Annotated in this window: 17 protein-coding genes and 1 pseudogene; 10 read left to right on the top strand and 8 right to left on the bottom strand. The window is 70.2% G+C overall.

Going from position 1 to position 20,865, the window contains the following annotated elements; all coding sequences use genetic code 11:
• The first annotated feature begins 131 nt into the window (after positions 1-131).
• The 5 genes from L3i22_RS10910 (at position 132) to L3i22_RS10890 (ending at position 5,454) form a co-directional block, all read left to right on the top strand.
• On the top strand, positions 132-2,075 hold the full coding sequence (locus tag L3i22_RS10910) for a heparinase II/III family protein (protein WP_221326846.1): 1,944 nt from the start codon (positions 132-134) through the stop codon (positions 2,073-2,075).
• A complete protein-coding gene (locus L3i22_RS10905; protein ID WP_255658112.1) occupies positions 2,072-3,160 on the top strand; it encodes a substrate-binding domain-containing protein in 1,089 nt (362 codons plus the stop codon). Before L3i22_RS10910 ends, L3i22_RS10905 begins: the two co-directional genes overlap by 4 nt.
• A gap of 181 nt (positions 3,161-3,341) precedes the next feature.
• A complete protein-coding gene (locus L3i22_RS10900; RefSeq protein WP_221326845.1) occupies positions 3,342-3,674 on the top strand; it encodes an STAS domain-containing protein in 333 nt (110 codons plus the stop codon).
• Between the two features lie 194 nt (positions 3,675-3,868).
• Positions 3,869-4,330: a toll/interleukin-1 receptor domain-containing protein gene (locus L3i22_RS10895; RefSeq protein ID WP_221326844.1), complete on the top strand. Its 462-nt coding sequence runs from the start codon at positions 3,869-3,871 to the stop codon at positions 4,328-4,330.
• A complete protein-coding gene (locus tag L3i22_RS10890) occupies positions 4,318-5,454 on the top strand; it encodes a toll/interleukin-1 receptor domain-containing protein (RefSeq protein WP_221329901.1) in 1,137 nt (378 codons plus the stop codon). Before L3i22_RS10895 ends, L3i22_RS10890 begins: the two co-directional genes overlap by 13 nt.
• Here the strand turns inward: L3i22_RS10890 and L3i22_RS10885 are convergent.
• The 6 genes from L3i22_RS10885 to L3i22_RS10860 form a co-directional block, all read right to left on the bottom strand.
• On the bottom strand, positions 5,441-7,525 hold the full coding sequence (locus tag L3i22_RS10885; RefSeq protein WP_221326843.1) for an NACHT domain-containing NTPase: 2,085 nt from the start codon (positions 7,523-7,525) through the stop codon (positions 5,441-5,443). The two genes, L3i22_RS10890 and L3i22_RS10885, sit on opposite strands and share 14 nt — an antisense overlap.
• Positions 7,526-7,545: 20 nt before the next feature.
• The gene (locus tag L3i22_RS10880) at positions 7,546-8,196 is read right to left on the bottom strand and encodes a CDP-alcohol phosphatidyltransferase family protein (protein ID WP_221326842.1); all 651 of its coding nucleotides are present in this window, start codon (positions 8,194-8,196) and stop codon (positions 7,546-7,548) included.
• Positions 8,193-8,933 (bottom strand): sulfite exporter TauE/SafE family protein, encoded by a 741-nt coding sequence (locus tag L3i22_RS10875; RefSeq protein ID WP_221326841.1) that lies wholly within the window; start codon positions 8,931-8,933, stop codon positions 8,193-8,195. Before L3i22_RS10875 ends, L3i22_RS10880 begins: the two co-directional genes overlap by 4 nt.
• Before the next feature lie 62 nt (positions 8,934-8,995).
• On the bottom strand, positions 8,996-10,375 hold the full coding sequence (locus tag L3i22_RS10870; RefSeq protein ID WP_221326840.1) for an RICIN domain-containing protein: 1,380 nt from the start codon (positions 10,373-10,375) through the stop codon (positions 8,996-8,998).
• Positions 10,372-11,802: an RICIN domain-containing protein gene (locus L3i22_RS10865; RefSeq protein WP_221326839.1), complete on the bottom strand. Its 1,431-nt coding sequence runs from the start codon at positions 11,800-11,802 to the stop codon at positions 10,372-10,374. The genes L3i22_RS10870 and L3i22_RS10865 overlap by 4 nt, the downstream gene beginning before the upstream one ends.
• Positions 11,803-11,933: 131 nt before the next feature.
• A complete protein-coding gene (locus L3i22_RS10860) occupies positions 11,934-13,898 on the bottom strand; it encodes a methyl-accepting chemotaxis protein (RefSeq protein WP_221326838.1) in 1,965 nt (654 codons plus the stop codon).
• Positions 13,899-13,986: 88 nt separating this feature from the next.
• Here L3i22_RS10860 and L3i22_RS10855 point away from each other — a divergent pair, with 88 nt between their 5' ends.
• The 5 genes and pseudogenes from L3i22_RS10855 to L3i22_RS54575 form a co-directional block, all read left to right on the top strand.
• Positions 13,987-15,159: a nitrate/nitrite transporter gene (locus L3i22_RS10855; RefSeq protein WP_221326837.1), complete on the top strand. Its 1,173-nt coding sequence runs from the start codon at positions 13,987-13,989 to the stop codon at positions 15,157-15,159.
• A gap of 182 nt (positions 15,160-15,341) precedes the next feature.
• Positions 15,342-15,542: a Flp family type IVb pilin gene (locus L3i22_RS10850; RefSeq protein ID WP_221326836.1), complete on the top strand. Its 201-nt coding sequence runs from the start codon at positions 15,342-15,344 to the stop codon at positions 15,540-15,542.
• A gap of 179 nt (positions 15,543-15,721) precedes the next feature.
• On the top strand, positions 15,722-15,922 hold the full coding sequence (locus L3i22_RS10845) for a Flp family type IVb pilin (RefSeq protein ID WP_221326835.1): 201 nt from the start codon (positions 15,722-15,724) through the stop codon (positions 15,920-15,922).
• 103 nt (positions 15,923-16,025) lie between these two features.
• Positions 16,026-16,223 carry a Flp family type IVb pilin gene (locus L3i22_RS10840; RefSeq protein ID WP_221326834.1) on the top strand — a complete coding sequence of 66 codons (198 nt, stop codon included), beginning with the start codon at positions 16,026-16,028 and terminating at the stop codon, positions 16,221-16,223.
• Between the two features lie 76 nt (positions 16,224-16,299).
• Positions 16,300-16,449 (top strand): annotated as a pseudogene (locus L3i22_RS54575) (HEAT repeat domain-containing protein); the annotation flags it as partial.
• Positions 16,450-16,618: 169 nt separating this feature from the next.
• Here the strand turns inward: L3i22_RS54575 and L3i22_RS10835 are convergent.
• The gene (locus L3i22_RS10835; RefSeq protein ID WP_221326833.1) at positions 16,619-17,863 is read right to left on the bottom strand and encodes a GDSL-type esterase/lipase family protein; all 1,245 of its coding nucleotides are present in this window, start codon (positions 17,861-17,863) and stop codon (positions 16,619-16,621) included.
• Positions 17,860-20,799 (bottom strand): glycosyl hydrolase 115 family protein, encoded by a 2,940-nt coding sequence (locus L3i22_RS10830; protein WP_221326832.1) that lies wholly within the window; start codon positions 20,797-20,799, stop codon positions 17,860-17,862. Before L3i22_RS10830 ends, L3i22_RS10835 begins: the two co-directional genes overlap by 4 nt.
• Positions 20,800-20,865 lie beyond the last annotated feature (66 nt).

Genomic DNA, 20,865 nt, shown 5'->3' with positions numbered 1-20,865 from the left:
GCGATCTAAGGCTGGGACCTGGAGTTTCCCCGAACGACGGTCCAGAGTGGGTGTTTCCAACCCGCTACGGAGGCATCTATGATCGCCGAAGTGATCTGATCCGATCACTTTCGATCGCCTGGGACGGGGACATGACCTTCACCGGACCCCTCGCGCGGGCCTGGCCGGCCGTCGCCCCGGGGATGCTGCGATCACCCGGCCGATGCCTGCCGGTGCCGCCCGCCGGCGACCGCGCGGTCTGGGCCGCGCCGGACGCCGCGACCCTGGACGCGCTGCGCACCCGGGCCGCCGCCGACCTCGGGACACCCTGGCCGGTGCCGCTGGCCAGCGGCTACGCGCGGTACTTCCGGGACGGTGACCGCGACGGGTACGAGCAGGTGGTCTGGGCCCGGCACGAGCGCGTCGCCCGGGCCGCGGTGCTCGCGGCGGTCACCCTCGACGAGCGGTGGCTGGACGAGGTGACCGACGGGGTGACCCTCTGGTGCGAGCAGAGCAGCTGGTGCTGGCCGGCGCACGACGACACGTTCGCGCGGTTCGGGGCGGTGGTGCCGACGGTGACCGAGCCGTACCTGGACCTCGGCGCCGGCGAGGTGGCCGCGGACCTGGCCTGGATCGACCACCTGCTCGGCGCGCAGTTGGACGAGCGGACGCCCGGCCTGCGCGCGCGGATCCGGCACGAGGTGGAGCGGCGGGTGCTGCGGCCGTTCGCCGAGCGGCGGGACTGGCACTGGATCGGGCTCGACGGGCGGCCGCACAACTGGAACCCGTGGATCCACGGGAATGTGCTGGTCGCCGCGCTGCGGCTGGTCCCGGGCGGGGAGCGGCGCGCGGAGCTGGTCCGGCTGGTGGTCGAGGGCCTCGATCGGTACGTCGCGAGCCTGCCCGCGGACGGGGCGATCGACGAGGGGTACGCGTACTGGTGGAACGGGGCCGGGCGGCTGCTCGAAGCGTTGGACGTGCTGGCGTACGCGTCGGACGGGGTGCTGTCCGCGGCGCCGGTTCCGGCGCTGCGGGAGACCGTGGCGTTCCCGCATCGGATGCACCTGGGCGGCCCCTGGTATGTGAACTTCGCCGACTGTTCGGCCCGGCCGTCCGGTGACCAGCCCTGGCAGAACCTGTATCGGGAGGCCCGGCGGGTCGGCGACGACGAGGCGCTCGCGCACGCGGCGGCGCAGTCTTCGGAGACGCGATCTTCGGGGGCTCACGAGGGTGACGGGCTCGGACGGCTGCTGCGGGCGCTGACCGATCCCGGCTGGATCTCGGCGGCCGGCTCCGCTCCGGCCGGCTCCGCTCCGGCCGGCTCCGCTCCGGCCGGTTCCGCTCCGGCCGGCGAGTCGTGGCTGGCGCGGGAGGTGTGGCTGCCTTCGACGCAGGTGCTGGTCGCGCGGATGGCGGGCGGGAGCTCGGCCGGGCTGGCCCTGGCGGTCAAGGGCGGGCACAACGGGGAGAACCACAACCACAACGACGTCGGCGGGTTCGTGGTGGCTCTGCACGGGGTGCCGGTGCTGGTGGACCCGGGGCGGCCGACGTACACCGCGCAGACGTTCGGGCCGGATCGCTACGAGCTGTGGATGATGCGGAGCTCGTGGCACAACGTCCCGGAGATCCGGGGGCGGGAGCAGGCGCCCGGCGGCGGGCACTCGGGCGGGGACGTCGTGGTGGGCGGCGACGAGACGTACGCTCAATTGTCTTTGGATCTTGGAAAGGCCTATCCGGAGGCCGGGATCCGGAAGTGGCGGCGGACCGCGCGCCTCGACCGGGTCGCGGCCGCGGTGACCGTTCGGGATCAGTGGGAGCTGACGCCGGCCGGTCGGGCACCGACCCGGATCCACCTGGTCGTGGCCGGCCAGGTGCGCGTGCGGGCCGGGCGCGCCGTGGTCACCGCGCTGAACGGCGCGGGCGTGCTGCGGCTGACCTGGAGCCCGCCGGTGCCGTGCGCGACCACCGTCCGGGAGCTGGACGATCCCCTGCTCAGCGACGTGTGGGGCGATCGGCTGACCCGGCTGGAGATCGACGTGAGCGGGCTCGGCCCGATCGGTACCCTCGACCTGACCGTGAAGGAGCAGCAGCGGTGAACACATCGGACAAACGGGGCCCGCTGCCGGAGACCCGGCGCGCCCGGCTGCTCGAGGCGTTGCGGCGGGACGGCGTGCTGCGGATCTCCGACCTGACCGAGACGCTCGGCGCGGCGGCCGTCACGATCCGCCGGGACATCGCCCAGCTGGCGGCGGAAGGCCTGGTCCGGCGGGTGCACGGGGGTGTGACGCTGCCCGGCTCCACCACCCCGCCGGATCTCGAGCCGGAGATCACCTCGCTCGGCATGCTGGTGCCGTCGCTGGACTACTACTATCCCGCGGTCGCGCGTGGCGCGGAGGAGGCGGCGCGCGAGCTGGAGATGCGGATCGTGCTGCGCGGCTCGTCGTACGAGACCGAAGATGATCGCCCCCAGCTGATCCGTCTCGTCGACCAGGGCGTCGACGCGCTGATCGTCGCACCCCGGATGGACGTGCCGACCGCCGGCCGGACCATCGACTGGCTGGCCGGCACCGGCCTGCCCGTGGTGCTGATGGAGCGCACCGCGGCCACCGGCCCGTTCCACGTCGCGCTGGAATCGGTGGTCACCGACCACGCGCTGGGCGCCGCGATGGCCGTCCGGCATCTGGTCGATCTCGGACACCGCCGGGTCGGCGTGGTCCTCGCCGAACACAGCCCGACCCGCCCGCACGTGCATCGCGGCTGGCTGGAAGCGGTCACCGAACTCGGCCTGGACCCGGCCGCCACGGTCGACGCCGAGGTCCCGGACGCGAAGAGCCCGGAGTGCGCGGCCGCCCTCGACCAGGTGCTCGACCGCTGCCGGGCGACCGGGACCACCGCGGTGCTCGTGCACGCCGACCCGGAGGCGATCGCGCTGGTGCAGCGCTGCGAGGAACGCCGGATCGCGGTGCCCGGGCAGCTCTCCGTGGTCGCCTACGACGACGAGGTGGCCGGGCTGTTCAGCCCGGCGCTGACCGCGGTGCGGCCGCCGCGGCGCTCGATCGGCCGGGCCGCGGTCCGCCTGGTCGCCGACCGCCTCGCCGACCCGGACCGGCCAGCGCACCGAATGGTGATCAGCCCGTCCCTACGCGTCCGCGATTCCACGGCCGCCCCGCCCCCGGAGTGACCACCCGCCCACTCGCCGCGGCCTCGCCGCCCGCTCTTCCCGCGACCCTCGCAACCCTCGCAAACCGGCCGACCGCTTGCTCCTCGCGGCCCTGTCCCCGGGCCGATCGGTCGCTCCCCGCGGCCCCACTCCCGGGGTGATCATGAATACGGGTGGCGTTTGGTGGGTAGCGTGACCTGGTATGACCACAGATGCCATCGTGTCCTACCGCACCAGCGCCGACGGCGACACGATCGAGGCGATCCTGCTCGCGCCGGAACTTGATGTCGACGTGGCCGACGAATTACGCGACAGCCTGGAGAAAGCGGTCGCGGGCTCCCCCTGCAAACAGCTCGCCCTCGACCTGGCCGAGGTGACCTTCATCGATTCGTATGCGATGGGCTCCCTCGTCGGCGTCCGCAACAGCGCCGCCGCCGCGGGCCTCACCATGATCCTGACCCGCCCGTCGGCCCCGGTCCGCCAGGCCATCGAGGTAACCGGCCTCGCCGAGGTCTTCGGCCTCGACCCGGTCTGACCCGCCGGACCGGGCCGCGCCCGATCCCCTGGATCAGCACCGCCCGCGGCGGCTGTGCGCCGGCACCGTGAAATACCGTGCCTCCGGCTTCGACGACAGCATCGACAGGACCCCGCACCCACCCACCATCACACGTCCTGCTGGGCATCGGCGGCATTATCATTGATCTCGCCGATCCACAGGAGAGGGTTCCGATGGGTGCTGCCAAGATCGATTTCTTCGTGTCCTACAACGCGAATGACAAGACGTGGGCCGAGTGGATCTCCAGCACTCTGGAAGGTGCCGGATATTCCACGATAATTCAGGCATGGGACTTTCGCCCCGGCAACAACTTCGTGGTGGCGATGCACCAAGCGCTGATCAAGTCCAAAAAGGTCATCCCGGTCCTCTCGCCACATTATCTGAAGGCGAAATTCACTCACGCCGAGTGGGCCGCGGCGTTCGCCGACGACCCGCTCGGCGTCAGGCGCATCGTGATCCCGGCCATGATCGAGGAGTGCCGGCTGAGTGGCCTGCTGAGCCCGATCGTGCACATCAAGCTCTATGACATGACAGAGGACGACGCCCGCACCGCCCTGCTGGTGGGTGTGCAGGAGGGGCCGGTCCGCCCGAAGAGCCCGCCACCGTTCCCGGGCGGCCCGCCATCGTCGATCTGAGAATCCTCATCTGCGCCAGCCCGCAAGATCAGTACGCGTCCTGGCTGCGCTATCACCTGTCCGAGAAATTCAACGGCCGCCACGAGGTCTTCTGGGATTCGCTCGACATCCAGCCGGGACAGAACCAGGTATGGGAGATCCATAGCGCGATCGAACACAACGACGTGACGCTCATGGTCCTCTCCGAGACGTATCTTGAGGGCCTGAAGGCCGACCCGGTATGGGCCGCGGCATTCGGCGAGTTCCAGCAAAGCCCAGCAAAGCGATTCATCACGGTACTTCCCCAGGACCTGCGGGTCGGCGGCATGCTCAGCGCCACCAAGTCACTGCCCGTCTACGGATTGTCGGAAACCGACACGCTGGACGCGGTGATGGCCGCGATCGAGGGCCGGCCCGCGCCTCGCGGGCAGCCGCCGACCTTCCCGGACGACCACCTCGATCGCACCCAGCCGATGTTGCGGCCGCTCGACCGGGCGATCCCGACCACATGGCGTGCCGAGTTGGACCGGAACAAGAGTCGCGCCAGACCACCGGCGTTCGAGCTCCACCTGGTACCGGCCGACGATCACTTTCCGGTGCTGGCACTGACCAGTTTCGACGACACCGCGGAAATCCTGGCGAGGCACGGTGCCGCCAGCGGTCTGTTCCCTCCGGGCCTGTCACTGCGCAGCCGGACCGATGAGGTGGTCCGGGCCGGCGACCCACCCACCACCGACATCGCCTGCCTGGTGGTCGGCGCCAGCCCGGCCGAGGTGCCAGGCCTCGCCGTGACCAGGAGTGGTCAGTGGTCGGCCTGGGCACCGGTGACGCCGCGGGACGACGTCGTGCTACTGGATCAGCCCGGGGCCGCGGCACAGATCCGGGAACTGCTCGGAGTCCTCGTCTCATTGGATCTCCGGGCCGGCCCCCACGTCGGGCTCGCCGTCGGCGTCGAACCGGCACAGTTGCTCGCCAGGTCGCACGGAACCCGGCTGCGGTTCCCGCATCAGCGGATCGAGCCGATCCGGGTCCCGGTGGAGACCACGATCAGCCGCCAGTGGCTGCTCAGCGCACCGGGCCCGGTGAGTGACCTGCTCGCCTCGCGACTGGTCCAGGAATACGAACGAGCCGTCAATCGCGTGTGAGGTCTCCCTGACCGGCGAAGTAGTTCTGCAACTCGACGTGCCTGAACTGGTAGGCGATGCCGCTGCGGCGGAGCAGGCCCTGGTGATATGCCCGCGCCAGCACCGAGTCGAGGAACGGCGAGACCGAGCCGCGCCGGCAGACAACCATGCTCACGTGGCGTAGCCAGGTCTGCGCCACCGTGCCGAACGCGACCGTGACCGTGATCGCCAGCCCGCACAACACCGACGGAAGCACGCCCAGCCCGAAACCGTGCTCGGAGATCAGGCTCAGGTAGATGGCCGAACCCGCGAACACTCCGGACATGACGCCGACCAGAAAGTCGTTCCGGACGAAATCCGCCTTGAAGACCGGATTCTGGACGTAGCCGGGATCGGCGCGACGATTCACCAACAACGCGATCGGTACGGAGCTGACCAGCGTGAAGCCGCCCACGGCGAGACCCGCTGCCACGCCGATCTGCAGGCCCCGCTCGCCCGCCACGGCCCACGCGGCGACCGTGAGCACGAGTGCGATGCCCACCGAGACGAGCCCCAACCGCAACGGGCCGAGGGAGTCGCGAACGGCGAGGCACGAACCCAGTCCGAACGAGGCGAAGTACCCGACCGCCAGCCCGGCACCGAACCAGGGGGTACCCAGCAGAGCGCCGACCAGGGCCAGCCCGGCACCGGTCGCGGCCGCCACGCCCAACCGGGTCCAACCCAGCTTGGTCCGGATCCGGCGGGTATCGATCTTCCGAGGATGCGGCCACTCGCCCGAGTTCGACCACACTGCCCAGCCGGCCAGCCCCACGACCAGCACGATGGTCACGATCCGCAGCAGCGGGTCGAATCCGGAGTGGCCGAGGAACCAGGTCAGCGCCCCGATCGTCGGCAGCCAGAACAGGGCAGCCAGCACGGCATGAACCAGGCGGGGAACGCCGCGCCCTGCGATGGGCCAGAGCTGATGGACGACGAAATCGACGCTGGACCGCCGCCGATCACGAAATTCCGGGCGTTCGTCCCGGTTGTCCGCGAGATACCGCGCGATGGAACGCAGCGTGCGATGCGTCGGCCCGGGATGCCCGGTCTTCTTCATCAGATTGTCGGCATAGTGGGAGAGCATCTGGTCCGGGTTGCGAACGTCGTCGACCAGAACCGCCGGGTCCCGATTCGACTCGCTGTGCGGGCCGTAGAGAGAACTGACGATGGACAGTCGCCACGGCGTCGCCAGTTCGGTCAGGAGTGGGCTGTCGTCCCGGGAGAGCTCGATCAGCACCGGATTCCACCAGTCGTCCGGCACGTCGTCGGCGTGGACGAGCCGGGCCGCGATCTCGTCCGCGGTCAGCGCGGCCACTTTGCCGACGAATCCATGGTTCACCGGTTCGTTTCCCGCGGCGATCGCCTCGTAGACCTCGGTCCGGCAGGTCAGCACCATGGGTTTGACCCGCTCGTGCAAGCTCTTGAACACCGCGCTGGATCGAGGACCGGCCTGCGCCTGGTCCCCGGCGTGCGGATCCATCTCGTCGAGGCCGTCGAGCAACGGCAGGATCAGGTCGTGCCGTAGGAGTTGCTCGGCCTGCCCGCGCGGAAACGGGAGAGCCTCGATCTCGTCGAGGAGCCAATCATCGAACGTGCGGCGCTCCTTGTCCCAGTTCGCCAGGGAGAGGCGCACCGGGATCAGGCTCGTCGGATGCCTCGCGCCCGGATCCAGCAGATCTCGGGCGAGCTTGATGAGCAGGACGGTCTTGCCGGACCCACCCGCGCCGAGGATCACCATCCGCTGCGACTGGATCTTCAGATAGACCGCGCCGATCTCCCCGAACTCCGCCGCGCGCAACGCGCCGAAGGTGGCTTCGTCGTCCTGGCTCTCCAGAACGATGCGCATCTCCGCGCGGTTGCCGACGAGCTGCCGGAACTCGGCATCCTCGCGATCGCGCATCCGGTCGGTCAGCCTGGCGGCGGCCTCCTCCAGAGTGACTTCCGGCCGACCGCCGGCAAGTCGGCGTCTCAGTCCACTCAGCATCGATTCCACCGCCCAGGAGTCGCCTGCAAACCGGACTGTGACCCTAACCCAGACCGCATCGACCGGCACGGATCAGCGCGTCCGGCACGTCACTCGACGGCGTCGATCCGGCGGGCGGTGCGCTGCCCGCGATACGTCCACGCGAGCAGGAGAACCGCGAATCCGCCGACGAGGTAGGGCGCGGCGACCACCAGCCACCGGGTGCCCGTGAGATAGAGCGCCAGGTCGGCCACGATCATGCTGATCCGCAGCTCGGTCGGGCCGACCCGGAAATGCTTGTAGCGGGCGACGCCGGTGACACCGAACTCCAGGTAGGTGCTCACGATCAGGGTCTGCACGATCAGCATGAACCCGAGCGAGAGCGCGAGTGGAACCTCGGGCACGCCCAGGCAGTAGCCGACCAGCCCGATCGACAGGAACACGAAGTCCAGCAGATGGTCGGTGTAGAAACCCCATCGGACGAGCCCGGTGGACCGCCGCCGCCCGACCTCGCCGTCGACGAGATCCGTCAGGTACTGCACCACGATCACCACGGCCGCGATCAGCCAGCAGCCGCGCCAGCGGGAAGCGAGAGCGCCGCAGGCCAGGAGTGCCGCACTCAACGGCAGGGTGGCAAGCGTCAGCTGCTGGGTGCCGAGCCATGACGGCACCCGGCCCGCGAGGCCGTGCTTCACCCGCTGCTCGATCGTGGAGAACATGGACCTGCCGACATTCGTCTGCCCGCCGAACGCACCTGTCACGCGGTCCACCATAGATAGCCCGCCAGCCCGAAGGCAGCGACCGCGATCGCCACCCGCAACGGCCGTTCCGGGCTGCGGCGCACCACCGCCGGGCCGATCCAGCTGCCGATCAGGCACCCGGCGGCGAGCAGGCCGGCGGCAAGCCAGTGCACCGGCCCGGTCAGTGCGTAGAGGATGGCCGCGGCCAGGTTCGCGGCGCCCAGCACGACCGTCTTGACCGCATTGGTGACCGCGAGCGGCTCGGTAGCCGCGACCGCCATCGCCGCGAGCAGCAGCACGCCGGCCGCCGCGCCGAAGTAGCCGCCGTAGATGCCGATCAGGAAGATCGCGACGGCCAGCGGTGGCCGCCGGCCGGGCCGGGTGTACCAGTCGCGCAGGCCCTCGCGGAACAGCAGGGCGACCGCCCCGAGCACGATCAGGAACGGCACGATCAGCTCGAACGCGTCCGACGGCGTGCACCTCAGCAATACTCCCCCGGTGATCCCGCCGGCCGCGCAGATCACCGCGGCGCGCCGCATCCGCGGTCCCTGCCCGCGCAGTTCGTGCCGGGCGCCGATCGCGGTTCCGGCCGGGGCGGCGAGCAGCGCGACGGTGTTGGTCATGCTCGCCGCGACCGGCGGGATCCCGGCCGCGAGCAGCACCGGATAGCTGACCAGCGAGGCGAGCCCGGCGATCGAGCCGGTCAGGCCGGAGCCCACACCCCCGAGCAGCAGCAGCCCAGCCTGATCAAGATCCACGCTAGCCGAGCCTACGGGCCCGGCAGCAGGGCCGCCGGGCCGCACTCGGAGGATCTCAGTTGTCAGGCAGCGGCTCGGGACCACTGCTGGTCGGTGGCGGAGGTGGAGCAGGTGGTCTGCTGCAGGTCGACCGCGTCGGCGGCCAGGCCCAGGCACTTGCCGGAGTGCCGGGCCTTGAGCTGGTAGTAGCTGCCGTTCGCCACCCACTGCCACTGCTGGTTGGAGCCGGTTCCGCAGGTGTACTGGATGATGTTGGCGCCGTCCGCCGTCGACGCGGACGCCACGTCCAGGCACTTCCCGCTGTTGCGGTTGATCACGTGGAGATAGCCGCCGCCGGTGGTGCGGAAGTCCCACTGCTGGTTGGTGCCGGAGTTAGCCGCATAGGTGCGCACCTCGGCGTTGTCGGCGGTCGAGGAGTTCCAGACGTCGATCACCTTGGCCGAGCTGCGGTTCGTCACCCGGTACCAGGGGACCGCACTGCCGGTGATCGTCCCGGCCGCCGCGTCCACGGTGATCGTCGGCGACCAGGCGATCGACGCCGACGTGCTCGACGGGAACGCGATCGGCAGCCAGACGTACTCCGAGCTGTTGACCGCGGCGCCCCAGGCACCCGCCCAACGGTCGCCCAGGTAGAGGTAGCTGCTGCCCAGCTGCAGGACGTAGGCCGGCTGCGAGTTGTACGTGGTCGCGTCGCCGAAGTTCGTCCACCCGGTCCACGGCCCGGAGATGCTCGACGCGGTCGCGTACTTCGACTGGTTCGGGTTCCAGCCGGACGTCCCCGAGGTCAGCATGAAGTAGGTGCTGCCCCGCTTGAACAGCGCCGGCGCCTCCCGCGACGCGTCGTTCCAGAAGTTGCCGACCACCGACTCGACGTTCAGATAGTCGGACGTGAGCCGGTAGATCATCAGGTCCTTGTTCTCGTCGGCCGCCGAGATCATGTAGGCGGCCGTCCCCTCCTGATAAAGAGTGATGTCTCGCGACATATAAGAACCAAAAGGCCTAAAGCTGCCTTGGTACGTGTAATTCCCGTCCACCGTGTCGGAGACCGCGACCGCCGCCCGGGCCTCGGCGTAGTCCGTCCCGTTCTCCTTGTGCATCCACATCACGTACTTGCCGGTGGACGCGTTGTAGACCACCTTGGGCCGCTCGATCTTGGCCGAGGCCAGCTCGGACGCGGACGACCGGGTCAGCACGTTGTTGCGGAACTCCCAGTTCTGCAGGTCGGTCGAGCGGTACACGCTGACCGCGTAGAACGTGTCGTCGGCGTTGCGGTTCTCGCCGAACCAGTAGTAGTACGAGCCGACCTTGATAACGCCGCCGCCGTGCGCGTGCACGCCGCCGAACTGGGTCCCGTTGGTGATCGTCACCGCCGCCGCCTGGGCCGGGGCGCCCCAGAACGCGACCAGAACCGCGATGAGTGCCAGCGAGAGCAGCCGCTTCATGCCGCGGTCCTGGTCCACTGCTGGTTGGTGCCGCCGTTGCAGGTGTACTGGCTGATGTCGGTGCCGTCGGCGGTCCCGGACCCGACCACGTCCAGGCACTTGCCGCTGTGCCGCGCGACCAGCGTGTAGTAGCTGCCGGAGGCGACCCACGACCACTGCTCGTTGGTCCCGCTCCCGCAGGTGTACTGGATGACGTTGGCCCCGTCGGCGGTCGACGCGGACGCCACGTTCAGGCATTTGCCGCTGTACTGGTTGACCACCCGGACGTACCCGTTGCCCAGGTCCTCGAAGGACCACTTCTGGTTCGCGCCGCCGTTCCAGGTGTACTGCTTGACCTCGGCGCTCTCCGCGATCGAGGAGCCGACCACGTCCATCGCCTTGCCGCTGTTGCGGTTGGTGACGCGGTAGTGGGTGAGCAGCGTGTTGCCGGTGACGTCCAGGCCCCACGAGTAGCGCAGCTGGTCGCGCCCGGAGTTGTTGGTGGTGGTCAGGGTCAGCGCGGTGCCGCTGCCGCTGATCTCCTGCAGCCGGTACGGGTCGGCGATCCGCACGCCCGGCCAGTAGACCGTGCCCAGCCCCTCGGCCCGTGCCTCGGCGGCCGTCCCGCGGATGAACGCGACGAAGTCGTTGGTCGTCGAGGGCGCGTTGTAGTTGCGCCCGTCGGTCATGGTCGCGCCGAATTCGGTGATCAGAACCCGGCTGGCGTACGACCCCACGCTGGTCCGCAGAGCCTCCCGCCACGAGTCCTCGGTGTGCCGGGCGGAGTCGAAGAACTGGTAGATGTGCCGGGAGATGAGCGTGCCGTCGAAGCGCGTGTCGGTGGCGATCGTGGTCAGCCGCTGGTTGTAGCCGGCCCCGCTGATGATCACCCGTGCCTTCGGGACGCCGGAGTAGGTGGTCAGCCACTGGGCGGCCAGGTTCTTCCAGTCGGCGTCGCTGTAGCCGTACGGCTCGTTGAAGGGTTCGAAGTAGACGTTGGCGTTCGACGAGTACTTGGTCACGATCGTCTGCCACAACGACCAGTACTGGGTGGCGTTGTCGACCAGGCCGTCCCGGGAGCTGGCGCCCTCCCAGTAGCTCAGGATCACCTTGAGGCCCTTGGACGTGGCCATGTCGATGGCGCCGGTGTAGGACGCCCAGTAGGACCCGGCGACGGTCGCGTAGTTGACCGGCATCCGGACTGTGTTGGCGCCGAGGTTGTTGACGAAGCCGGTCAGGATCGCGTTCGCCTTGGCCTGCGTCGTGGCGTAGCTGTCGGAGGTGCTCAGCCCGCCCAGGACGAGGGTGTCGTCGACGAAGTTGTCGCGTTGATCGGCCCAGTTGACGCCGCGGAAGCCGTTGGTGGCCGCGGCCACGGGGGAGGTGGGGACGGTGAAGAACGTCGCCAGCAGGACCGCGCACAGCGCGGTGGGGATTCGTGCTCGCATGACACATTCGTAACGTCACCGACACATGGAAACCATGGTCGGCGGCCAGACGTGAAGATGACGAACAGCCACCCCAGCAGGCATAGCGCATCGAGACGAAGCGATGTTAACGTAAACAGTCCTGCCGACCGTCAGTAACGGAACGTGTTCACCAGGGCCGTCATGTCCCCCGCCAGGCGGGACAGGTCGGCGACCGCGGCCTGCGCGTCCCGCGCGTTCGCCGACGCCTTCTGGGACACCTCGGCGACCTCGGCGATCGCCTCGGACACCCGCCCGGTGCTGCCAGCCGCGTCGGCGACGCCCCGGCTCATCTCGTTGGTCGTCGCGGTCTGCTCCTCCACCGCCGAGGCGATCGACGTGGTGTAGTCGCCGATGGTCGCGATCACCTGGACGATCTCGCCGATCGCGGTGGCCGCGCTGCCGCTGATCGCCTGGATCGCCGCGATCCGGTTGGTGATCTCCTCGGTCGCCTGGGCGGTCTGCTGGGCCAGCTCCTTCACCTCGCCGGCCACCACTGCGAAGCCCTTGCCCAGCTCACCGGCGCGGGCCGCCTCGATCGTCGCGTTCAGCGCCAGCAGGTTCGTCTGCTCGGCGATCGTGGTGATCAGCTTGACCACGTCGCCGATCTCCTCGGTCGCCGTGCCCAGCGCGGCCACCTGACTGTTCGTGCCCTCGGCGGCGACCCGCGCGTTGTTGGCCACCTCGGCGGCCTTGGCGGCGCTCGACGCGATCTCGGCGATCGACGCGCTCATCTGCTCGGCCCCGGCGGCCACCGACTGCACGCCCTCGTTGACCGTCAGGGTGGCCTCGGAGGCGGTGCCGGACTTGTCGGAGGCCTGGGCCGCGTCCGCGCCGAGCCGGGTGGTGGTCGCGTTGAGCCGGTCGGTGGCCGCCCGTACCTCGTCCGCCGATCCGGCGATGCCGCGCACCGTGCCGGCCACCTTCTCCACGAACCGGTTGAACGCCGCGGCCAGCTGCCCGGCCTCGTCGTCCCGGGTCACCTCGGCCCGCTGGGTCAGGTCGCCGTCGCCGTCCGCGATCTGCGCCATCCGGTCCCGCAGCTGCTCGATCGGCCGGACCACCGAGCGGGCCAGCAGGAACGCGATCACCGCGGCGAGCAGCACCACGACCGCCGTGATCCACATGCTGGTGCGCTGGGCCGCGGTCGCCTCGGCCAGGATCGTCGCGGTCGGCACCGTGACGATCAGCGACCAGGTGTCGGTCGCGCCGAGGCTCAGCGGCGCGGCGATCTGCACCCGCTCGTCGTCGCCGGTGAGGATCCGCTGCGCGGCGGTCCCGGACTGGGCCGCCCGGCCGGCCAGCGCGACCACCCCGGCGTCGGCCGCCTTGCCCGCCTGCGCGCTGTCCCCACCCCCGGCGAGCAGACCGTTCGAGCTCACCAGCATCGACGAGCCGGTGCCGAACGGCTTGATCGCGGCGACCGCGGCGGCCACCGAGTCCAGCGGCAGGTCGACGCCGGCCACCCCGACCGTCCTGCCGCCCTCGACGATCGGCGCGGCCATCGAGGTCATCAGCACGTCCTTGCCGCCCACCGCGTACGTATAGGGCTCGATCGCCTTTTCTTTTCCGGTGTTTTTGGCGATCAGGTAGTAGTCGCCGGCGCCCGCGGTGGTGTAGTCGGTCAGCACCGCCGACTTGATCGCATCGCCGTCCCGGAACCAGTACGGCACGAACCGCCCGCTGGCGTCGTGCCGCGCGTCGGCGTTGCGGTACCGCCGGTCCGCGCCGTCGAACGCGTCCGGCTCCCATGCCGTCCACACCCCGAGGAACGCCGAGTGACCGGTGAGGATCGCCTTCAGCTCGGCGTTCGCGGTCGCGCGGGTGCCGCCGGAGGTCGACTCGGCGGCCATCGCCTCGGTCAGGTCCCGGGCGGTGTTCATCGCGACCATCAGCTGTTGCTGCACCGAGGCGGCGTTGCGGGCGGCGACCTCCTGGGCGTACGCGAAGCCGGTGCGCCGGGCCTCCGCCGAGCTCTGCCGCGAGATGTACCCGGCGACCAGCGACAGCGACAGCCCGGTGAGCAGCACCACGCAGACGATCAGGCGCAGCTTGATGGTGAGACGTGGCAGGCGCACCGTTTGTCCCCTCGACGGGCGGAAGGTGGTCGACCCCACCCTCTTCGGCGCGCATGCCCATTCTCTGAGGGCGTGCGATCATCGCCCGGTGCGCCGCGCGATCATCACCCTCCTCGTCGTCTGCCAGAGCACCCAGGCGCTGATCTTCGGCGGGATCGCGCTGTTCCTGCCGCTGATCCGCACCGACCTCGGGCTGACGTTCGCCCAGGCGGGGACGCTCGCGGCGGCGAGCAACCTGGTGTACGCCCTGATGCAGGTGCCGTCCGGATTCCTCGCCGACCGGTTCTCCCCGCGGACGCTGTTCCTGGTCGGATTGCTGGGGACGAACCTGCTCGCGGCCCTGTTCGCGGTGCTCACGTCGTACCAAATGCTGCTTTTGAATCAGGCTTTTTCTGGGTTTTTCCGGGCGCTGGTGTTCGCGCCGGGGCTGATGCTGATCAGCGCGGAATTCCCCAGTGACCGGCGCGCCACCGCGATGGGGTTGTACGTGGCCGGCGGCTTCTCGTCGAACATCCTGCTCAGCTCGATCGGGCCGCTGCTGGTCGGGCACGTCGGCTGGCGGCTGCTGTTCGGGCTGTTCGCGGCGGCCGGGCTGGGCACCCTGCTGCTCTACCGCCGCGCCGCCGGACCGGCCGTCCGGAAACCGCCGAGCGACGACCCGGTCCGCGTCGCCGACCTGCCCGTCCTGCTCCGGCACCGGATCGTCTGGCTGACCGGGGTGATCCAGTTCGCGCGGCTGGCGGTCGCGCAGGGCTTCACGTTCTGGCTGCCCACCTGGCTGGTGGTGGACCGCGGCCAGTCGCTGACCGCGGCCGGCCTGGTCGCGGCGCTCGGGGCCGCGCTCACCGCGCCGGCCAACTACCTCGGCGGCTACCTCTCCGACCGGATCGGCCGGCCGCTGCTGGTGATCGGCGGTTCGCTGGCGACCCTCGCGGCCGGGCTGGCGCTGCTCACCTACGTACCCGGGATGCCGGCCGTGCTGGCCGTGGTCGCGATGATCTCGGTGGTCGTGCAGGTGTATTTCGGGCCGCTGTTCGCGCTGCCGATCGCGGTGCTCGGGTCGCGGCGGGCCGGGCTGCTCAGCGGGTTCGGCAACTTCTGCGCGAACCTCGGCAGCTTCGCGTTCGTCTACGCGCTCGGCGCGGTGAAGGACGCGACCGGGTCGTTCCGGGCCGGGTTCCTCAGCCTCGCCGTGCTCTGTGTGGTCGCGCTGGTGGCGACGTTCCTCGCCCGGCCGCGCGTGGCCGTGCCCGCCGCGTAGCCCGGCACCCGACCGGCAACCGGGGCAAATCGGCGGCGGCCGTGCTGATCCCACTGATCACATTCCGCAACGCGGTACACCTGATCTGCAACTCCATCAGGCTTCAGCGGGCCATTGGTCGGACGAAGTGATAGGTGCCTCCAGCCGCCACCCCGGCGGCGCCCGCCGACAAGGAGACAGCCATGGACAAGCTCAACATGATCTTCGCCTACGTACACGCCCGCTTCTTCTCGCCGCACAGCGACGACGAGGGCGCGACGGCTGTCGAGTACTCGCTCCTGGCTGCTCTCATCGCCGGCATCTGCATCGTCGCGGTCACCGCGTTCGGCAAGCAGGTCGCCTCGATCTTCAACACGCTGACCGGCAAGCTCGTCATCACCTGAGCGGCGCCATCGGCTCCCCTCGCTCTTCCCGCTCTACCGGCGCCGTGCTCGGCGCGGCATTCCGCAACCCGTAACACCTGTACTGCACCGCGATCGGGCTTCAGCCCACGCACCGCCGGACGAAGTGACAGGTGCCGCCAGCCGCCACCCCGGCGGCACCCGCCGACAAGGAGACAGCCATGGACAAGCTCAACATGATCTTCGCCTACGTACACGCCCGGTACTTCTCGCCGCACAGCGACGACGAGGGCGCGACCGCCGTCGAGTACTCGCTCCTGGCCGCTCTCATCGCCGGCATCTGCATCGTCGCGGTCACCGCGTTCGGCAAGCAGGTCGCCTCGATCTTCAACACGCTGACCGGCAAGCTCGTCATCACCTGACGAACGACATCTGACGGCCGGAATCCCGGTGCCCGCCCCGGACGCCGGCCACAGCGAACCTCGACTCCACCGCTCCGGCGGTGCCCCCTCGCAAGGATGCGCCATGGAAAAGCTCAACATGATCGCGGCATACCTCCGCGCCCGTTACCTTCTCCCGGGCGACGACCGGGGCGCCACCGCCGTCGAGTACTCACTCCTCGCGGCCCTCATCGCCGGCATCTGCATCGTCGCCGTCACGGGGTTCGGCAACCAGATCTCCACCATCTTCAACACCCTCACCGGCAAGATCAGCATTCCCTGACCAAGGCAAAGCTCAAAGGGGTACGGCCACCGGCCGTACCCCTTTCGCCGTCCCCGGGCTCGTCCGGTGGCACACCCATCCCTGCCCCGACGTCCGCTTCTCGGTGGCCTTCGGACTCGGCGGGCGCCCGGAACCCACCGCCGTCGAAGCCCTGATCAACCTCTCCGCCGACCCCGCTCCGGACGTGCGGAACTGGGCCACCTACGCCCTGGCCCGGCAATCGCCCGCGGACGATCCTGAGATCCGCGCTGCCCTCTCACCGAAGCCCTGCGGGCAATGGCCACCGCGATCGACGACCCTCGCCTGCGCCACCTCATTCGAGCGCAGGACGAGGAGCCGTAGCGGTCGTCCACGCGGGCCCGCGGCCGAGAGCCACGGGCCCACCCAGCGGAACGTCAGAACAGGCGGCGCGGCGCGGCGGCGGCCAGCGCCGCGTACCCCGCCGGGTTCAGGTGCAGGTGATCGCCCACGTCGAAGGCCGGATCCAACCTGGACGGCGCGGCCGGGTCCGCCACCGCCGCCGCGAAGTCCACATACGCGTCGAACAGGCCGCCCCGGATCACCCCGTTGACCGCGACCCGGGCCCGCTCCCGGAGCCCACCCGGATCGTCATACCCGGTGTTCCCCCCGAACGGCGTGATCGTCGCGCCGTAGACCCGCAGGTCCTGGGCGTGCGCCCGCAGCACCAACTGCCGGAACGCCCCGGTCAGCGCCGTGATCACCTGACGCTGCCCGGCCTCGGTCGCCTCGGCCGTCCCGATGTCGTTGACCCCCTCGAAGATCAGCACCCAGGCCGCCCCGCTGACCCCGAGCACGTCCCGGTCGAAGCGGGCGAGCACGTTCGGCCCGAGCCCGTCGTGCAGCACCCGGTTTCCGCCGGCCGCCTGGTTGAGCACGGCCAGCCGGGGGTCCCGCAGCCGCGCCGCGAGCTGATCGGGCCACCGGTCGTTGCCGTTGGTGGTCGATCCCCGGCCGTCGGTCAGCGAGTCCCCGATGATCACCACGCCGGCCGCCGAGGACGCGGTCACCTCGACGCCGCTGATCAGGTACCAGTGGTCGACCGGCGCCGCGCCGGACAACTCCGGTTTCTCCGACTGGTCGCCGTTGACCAGCCACGAGGTGGTCCGGGAGCCCGGGTGGGAGGTCAGGTTCAGGCCCGCCTGCCCGGCCGCGAGGTAGGCGGAAACGGTCAGGTTCGACCGCGCGGCGACGGTCAGGGTGATCGGGTCGGAGACGATCTGCGCCCCGGCCGGCACCACGACCGACGGCTCCCCGCCGAAGGTCAGGGTCCGCGAGGTCCCCGGCACGATGCCGGACACCCCCGGTCGGCCGTCCACCGGGAGCGCCACCGACACCGCGGTGAGCGGCAGGTCGGTGGTCCCGAAGGCGTTCGAGATCCGCACCCGCAGCCGCTTGCCGCCGATCGACGTGTGCACGGTCTGCCGCAGGGTGGTGTCCACCAGCACCGCGTCCGGGCCGGTGAACGGCGCCGGCGGCAGGTTCCCCGGCTCGGTCAGCTGCGGCATCGCGGTCCAGGTGTGCACCCACGAGGACGGGGCGGCGGCGGTGGCCGCGGTCGGGGCGGCGAGGCCGGCCGTCACGGCGCCGGCGGAACCGGCCAGGAGTGCGCGCCGTTTCATGAGAACCTCCGGCTGGTCGGCGGGCCGAGATAGCTGTACTTGACCCCGCCGGTGTCGACGATCAGCCGCTGCAGGATCACCGCCGAGTCGATCGCCCGGAACGTCACGGTGTGCGTCCCGGCCCGGCCGATCTCGTGCGTGGTGGTGGTGACGTTGACGTTGTCCGAGGTGTTGCGGGCCCACTGCCGGTTCATCGTGGTGTCGTTCGCGCCGGTCGCCGCGACCGCGTCGACCTCCTGCGGCGTCCCGCCGTCCACGGCGATCGTGTACCGCAGTCTCCCGTTGCGCGGGGCCAGCAGCGCGGAGATCTCGACCGGCCCGGTCGTGGTCAGCGTGACCTGGTAGGACAGTTGCGGCGACGCGCTGACCGGCATGATCCCGTCGCCGGTCTTGCCGATCCCGGGCAGCACCCGCCAGCTCCCGGACTTCTGATCGAAGCCGGTCGCCGGGATGGACACGTACCCGTTGGCCTCGGCGAACCCCCGCGGGGTGATCCCGGGGTTGCGGATCGGGGCGCGGACCACGGCCGCGCTTCCCGCGCCTTCCACCGTCAGGGGTACGGACGTGACCCCGGCCGGGGCCCGCTTCCAGTCGACCGAGACGTACGCCCGGACCTGTTTGGTCACCGTCCCGGACGCCGAGGTGACGTGCACCCACGGGACCGGGGTCGTGATCCGGTAGGCGAACGGCGTCGTCCCCTTGTTGTAGACGTCGACGTACTGCCGGTCCTGCGCCTGCCACGGGCTGAACTCGGGCAGCACCGCGCTGTCCCCGCCGTCGAGCCCGACCCCGAGCGACGCCCCGGCCGGCACCTCGATCCGCTTCAGGTACGGGTAGATCTCGTCCGGCAGCGCCACGTTGTTCAACTCCGGCTGCTGCCACGGCGCGTTCGGCCCGTAGCGGGCCACGTTCCCGTACCCGATCTTGGGTTGGAGCTGCCAGTCCTTCCACTTCCCGCCGGCCAGCGCGGTGTTGTAGTGCGCGTTGAGCGCCTGATCCGTGGCGAACCGGGCCTCCGCCTCGTCGGCCAGGTCGTTGGTCGCGGCCCGCCCCTGCGCGGCGTACATGATGTTGGTGAACTCGGCCCGGCGCAGCTCGTACAGGTTCGCGGTCGCCGCCACCTGGTAGTAGACGAGCTGGAAGAACGCGTCCTGCCAGGCGTCCGGCACCCGCGCGCGGAGCTTCTCGGTGCGCGCCGCGAGCGCCTGCCACTCGGCGACCACCCGGTCCATCTCGCCGTAGTCGGTGAGGCTGAACGGATTGCCCTGGTCGTCGTAGACCACCGCGGTCGGATCCGTCCTCGGGTCCTTGGCCGGGTCGAGTGTGATCCGCCGGTTGAGCAGCTCCGGCTTGCGGCGGGACTGCAGAACGCCGTACCGGGAAAGAATTTCCGCAATCGGAGCGGACAGTGACGTGCCGAAGCTTTCCGCCGCGTAGCGGCGTTCCCAGGCGCCGAGGCCGCTCAGCGGGATCGCGTCCGGATTCCACGCGTAGTCCAGGAAGAACTGGGTCGGCTCCTCGTCGTTCTTCAGATCCCCGACGTTCGCCACCCAGAGACGATCAACCCCGGAGGTGTACGACCGGTGCAGCTGCTCCCACGTGTTGACCAGGTTCGCGGTGTCGGCCCACTTGTAGTTGCGGCCGTCCCCGACGTAGTCGAAGTGGTAGTAGAGCCCGTAGCCGCCACTGCGCGCCGGCAACGACGGGTCGGGCAGCTTGCGCATGTTGCCCCAGTTGTCGTCGCAGAAGACCACTGTCACGTCGTCCGGCGGCCGGTAGCCCTGGTCCCAGTAGCGCTGCACCTCCTTGTAGAGGGTCTGCACCTGCGGCGCGCCGAGCATCCCCTCCTCGCCGAGGATCTGCCGCTGACTGTCGATGATGGAGCTCATCAGGTCGATGCCGTCGCCGTCGGGCAGGCTCACGTCGCCGTTGCCGCGCATCCCGAGCGTGACCACGCCCTCGATGTCCTGGTCGCGCATCCGCTCGATGCCGGTCCGCCAGTAGTCCTTGATCGCGTCCGGGTTCCGGCGGAAGCTCCACTCGCCGGTGCCGGCCGGATGCCGGTTCCACTCCTCGATGCCGCGCATCATCGGCGCCTCGTGCGAGGTGCCCATGACCACGCCGTAGTAGCTCGCGGTGGCGTGGTTGGCCGGGTCGTCCTCGGCGAACGCCCGGCCCCAGACGGCCGGCCACAGGTAGTTGGCCTTGAGCCGGAGCATCGTCTCGAAGACCTTGGCGTAGTAGTTGGCGTTCAGCCCGCCGGGGTAGCCGGGCGCCTTGCCCGGCCCGAAGAAGGCCGGCGCCCAGGTGCCGGTGTCCGGGTTCTCGTCGTTGATGAAGAACCCGCGGTACTTGACCTTGGGTGTGCCCTGGCTGTGCCGCCCGGGCAGGGCGTAGAGCGCGTCCGCGTGCGGGACCGGCACGTCGTCCCAGAAGTGCCAGGGCGAGACGCCGATCAGCCGGGACACGTCGTAGGCGCCGAAGATCGTGCCGCGCTGGTCACTGCCGGCGATCACGAATGCCCGGCGCACGCCCGGCAGCGGGTGGTCGACGACCTGCTGGAGCGAGGTCTCCCACTTCCCGGCGATGCCCCTGGCGTCGAGCCGGCCGGCGGCGATCATCCGGTCGATCAGGGCGGAGCGGCCGATCGTCCCGACGATGATCGGGTCCCGGCCGCCGAGGACGGCGGCCGGGGTGACACCGGTGGCCGAGCCGATGTCGGAGCGCAGGTCGCCGGCCACCCGGAGGACGCCCGGGTAGTCCTCGGCGCTGGTCACGACGGGTGCGGCGGTGCCCCGCTCGACGAGTGGGAAGCGGCCGGGCCCGGCTGTGGTGGAAAGGTAGCCGGCCGTCTGCTGATCAGTCGGCGCGGCGTGGGCGGGGATCGGGTTGAGGAGGGCGAGCACAGCAATCGCGCCCGCGAGATGACTTCGCATGGGTACGCCTCCGGTGGATGAAGCGCTCCGAAAGTTTCGGGAAAATGCCGATCGCGTGTCGGTAAC

The sequence above is a fragment of the Actinoplanes sp. L3-i22 genome (assembly GCF_019704555.1).
In the GTDB taxonomy this organism is placed as follows: domain Bacteria; phylum Actinomycetota; class Actinomycetes; order Mycobacteriales; family Micromonosporaceae; genus Actinoplanes.
Note: the sequence above shows the minus strand (reverse complement) of the source record. Positions and strands in the feature narration are given on the sequence as shown.

Bases quoted from the DNA above. Each gene is read 5' to 3' on its own strand.
- L3i22_RS10910 (WP_221326846.1), top strand. From the start codon at position 132: ATGACCTTCACCGGACCCCTCGCGCGGGCCTGGCCGGCCGTCGCCCCG.
- L3i22_RS10900 (WP_221326845.1), top strand. From the start codon at position 3,342: ATGACCACAGATGCCATCGTGTCCTACCGCACCAGCGCCGACGGCGAC.
- L3i22_RS10895 (WP_221326844.1), top strand. From the start codon at position 3,869: ATGGGTGCTGCCAAGATCGATTTCTTCGTGTCCTACAACGCGAATGAC.
- L3i22_RS10870 (WP_221326840.1), bottom strand. From the start codon at position 10,375: ATGAAGCGGCTGCTCTCGCTGGCACTCATCGCGGTTCTGGTCGCGTTC.
- L3i22_RS10865 (WP_221326839.1), bottom strand. From the start codon at position 11,802: ATGCGAGCACGAATCCCCACCGCGCTGTGCGCGGTCCTGCTGGCGACG.
- L3i22_RS10850 (WP_221326836.1), top strand. From the start codon at position 15,342: ATGGACAAGCTCAACATGATCTTCGCCTACGTACACGCCCGCTTCTTC.
- L3i22_RS10845 (WP_221326835.1), top strand. From the start codon at position 15,722: ATGGACAAGCTCAACATGATCTTCGCCTACGTACACGCCCGGTACTTC.
- L3i22_RS10840 (WP_221326834.1), top strand. From the start codon at position 16,026: ATGGAAAAGCTCAACATGATCGCGGCATACCTCCGCGCCCGTTACCTT.
- L3i22_RS10835 (WP_221326833.1), bottom strand. From the start codon at position 17,863: ATGAAACGGCGCGCACTCCTGGCCGGTTCCGCCGGCGCCGTGACGGCC.
- L3i22_RS10830 (WP_221326832.1), bottom strand. From the start codon at position 20,799: ATGCGAAGTCATCTCGCGGGCGCGATTGCTGTGCTCGCCCTCCTCAAC.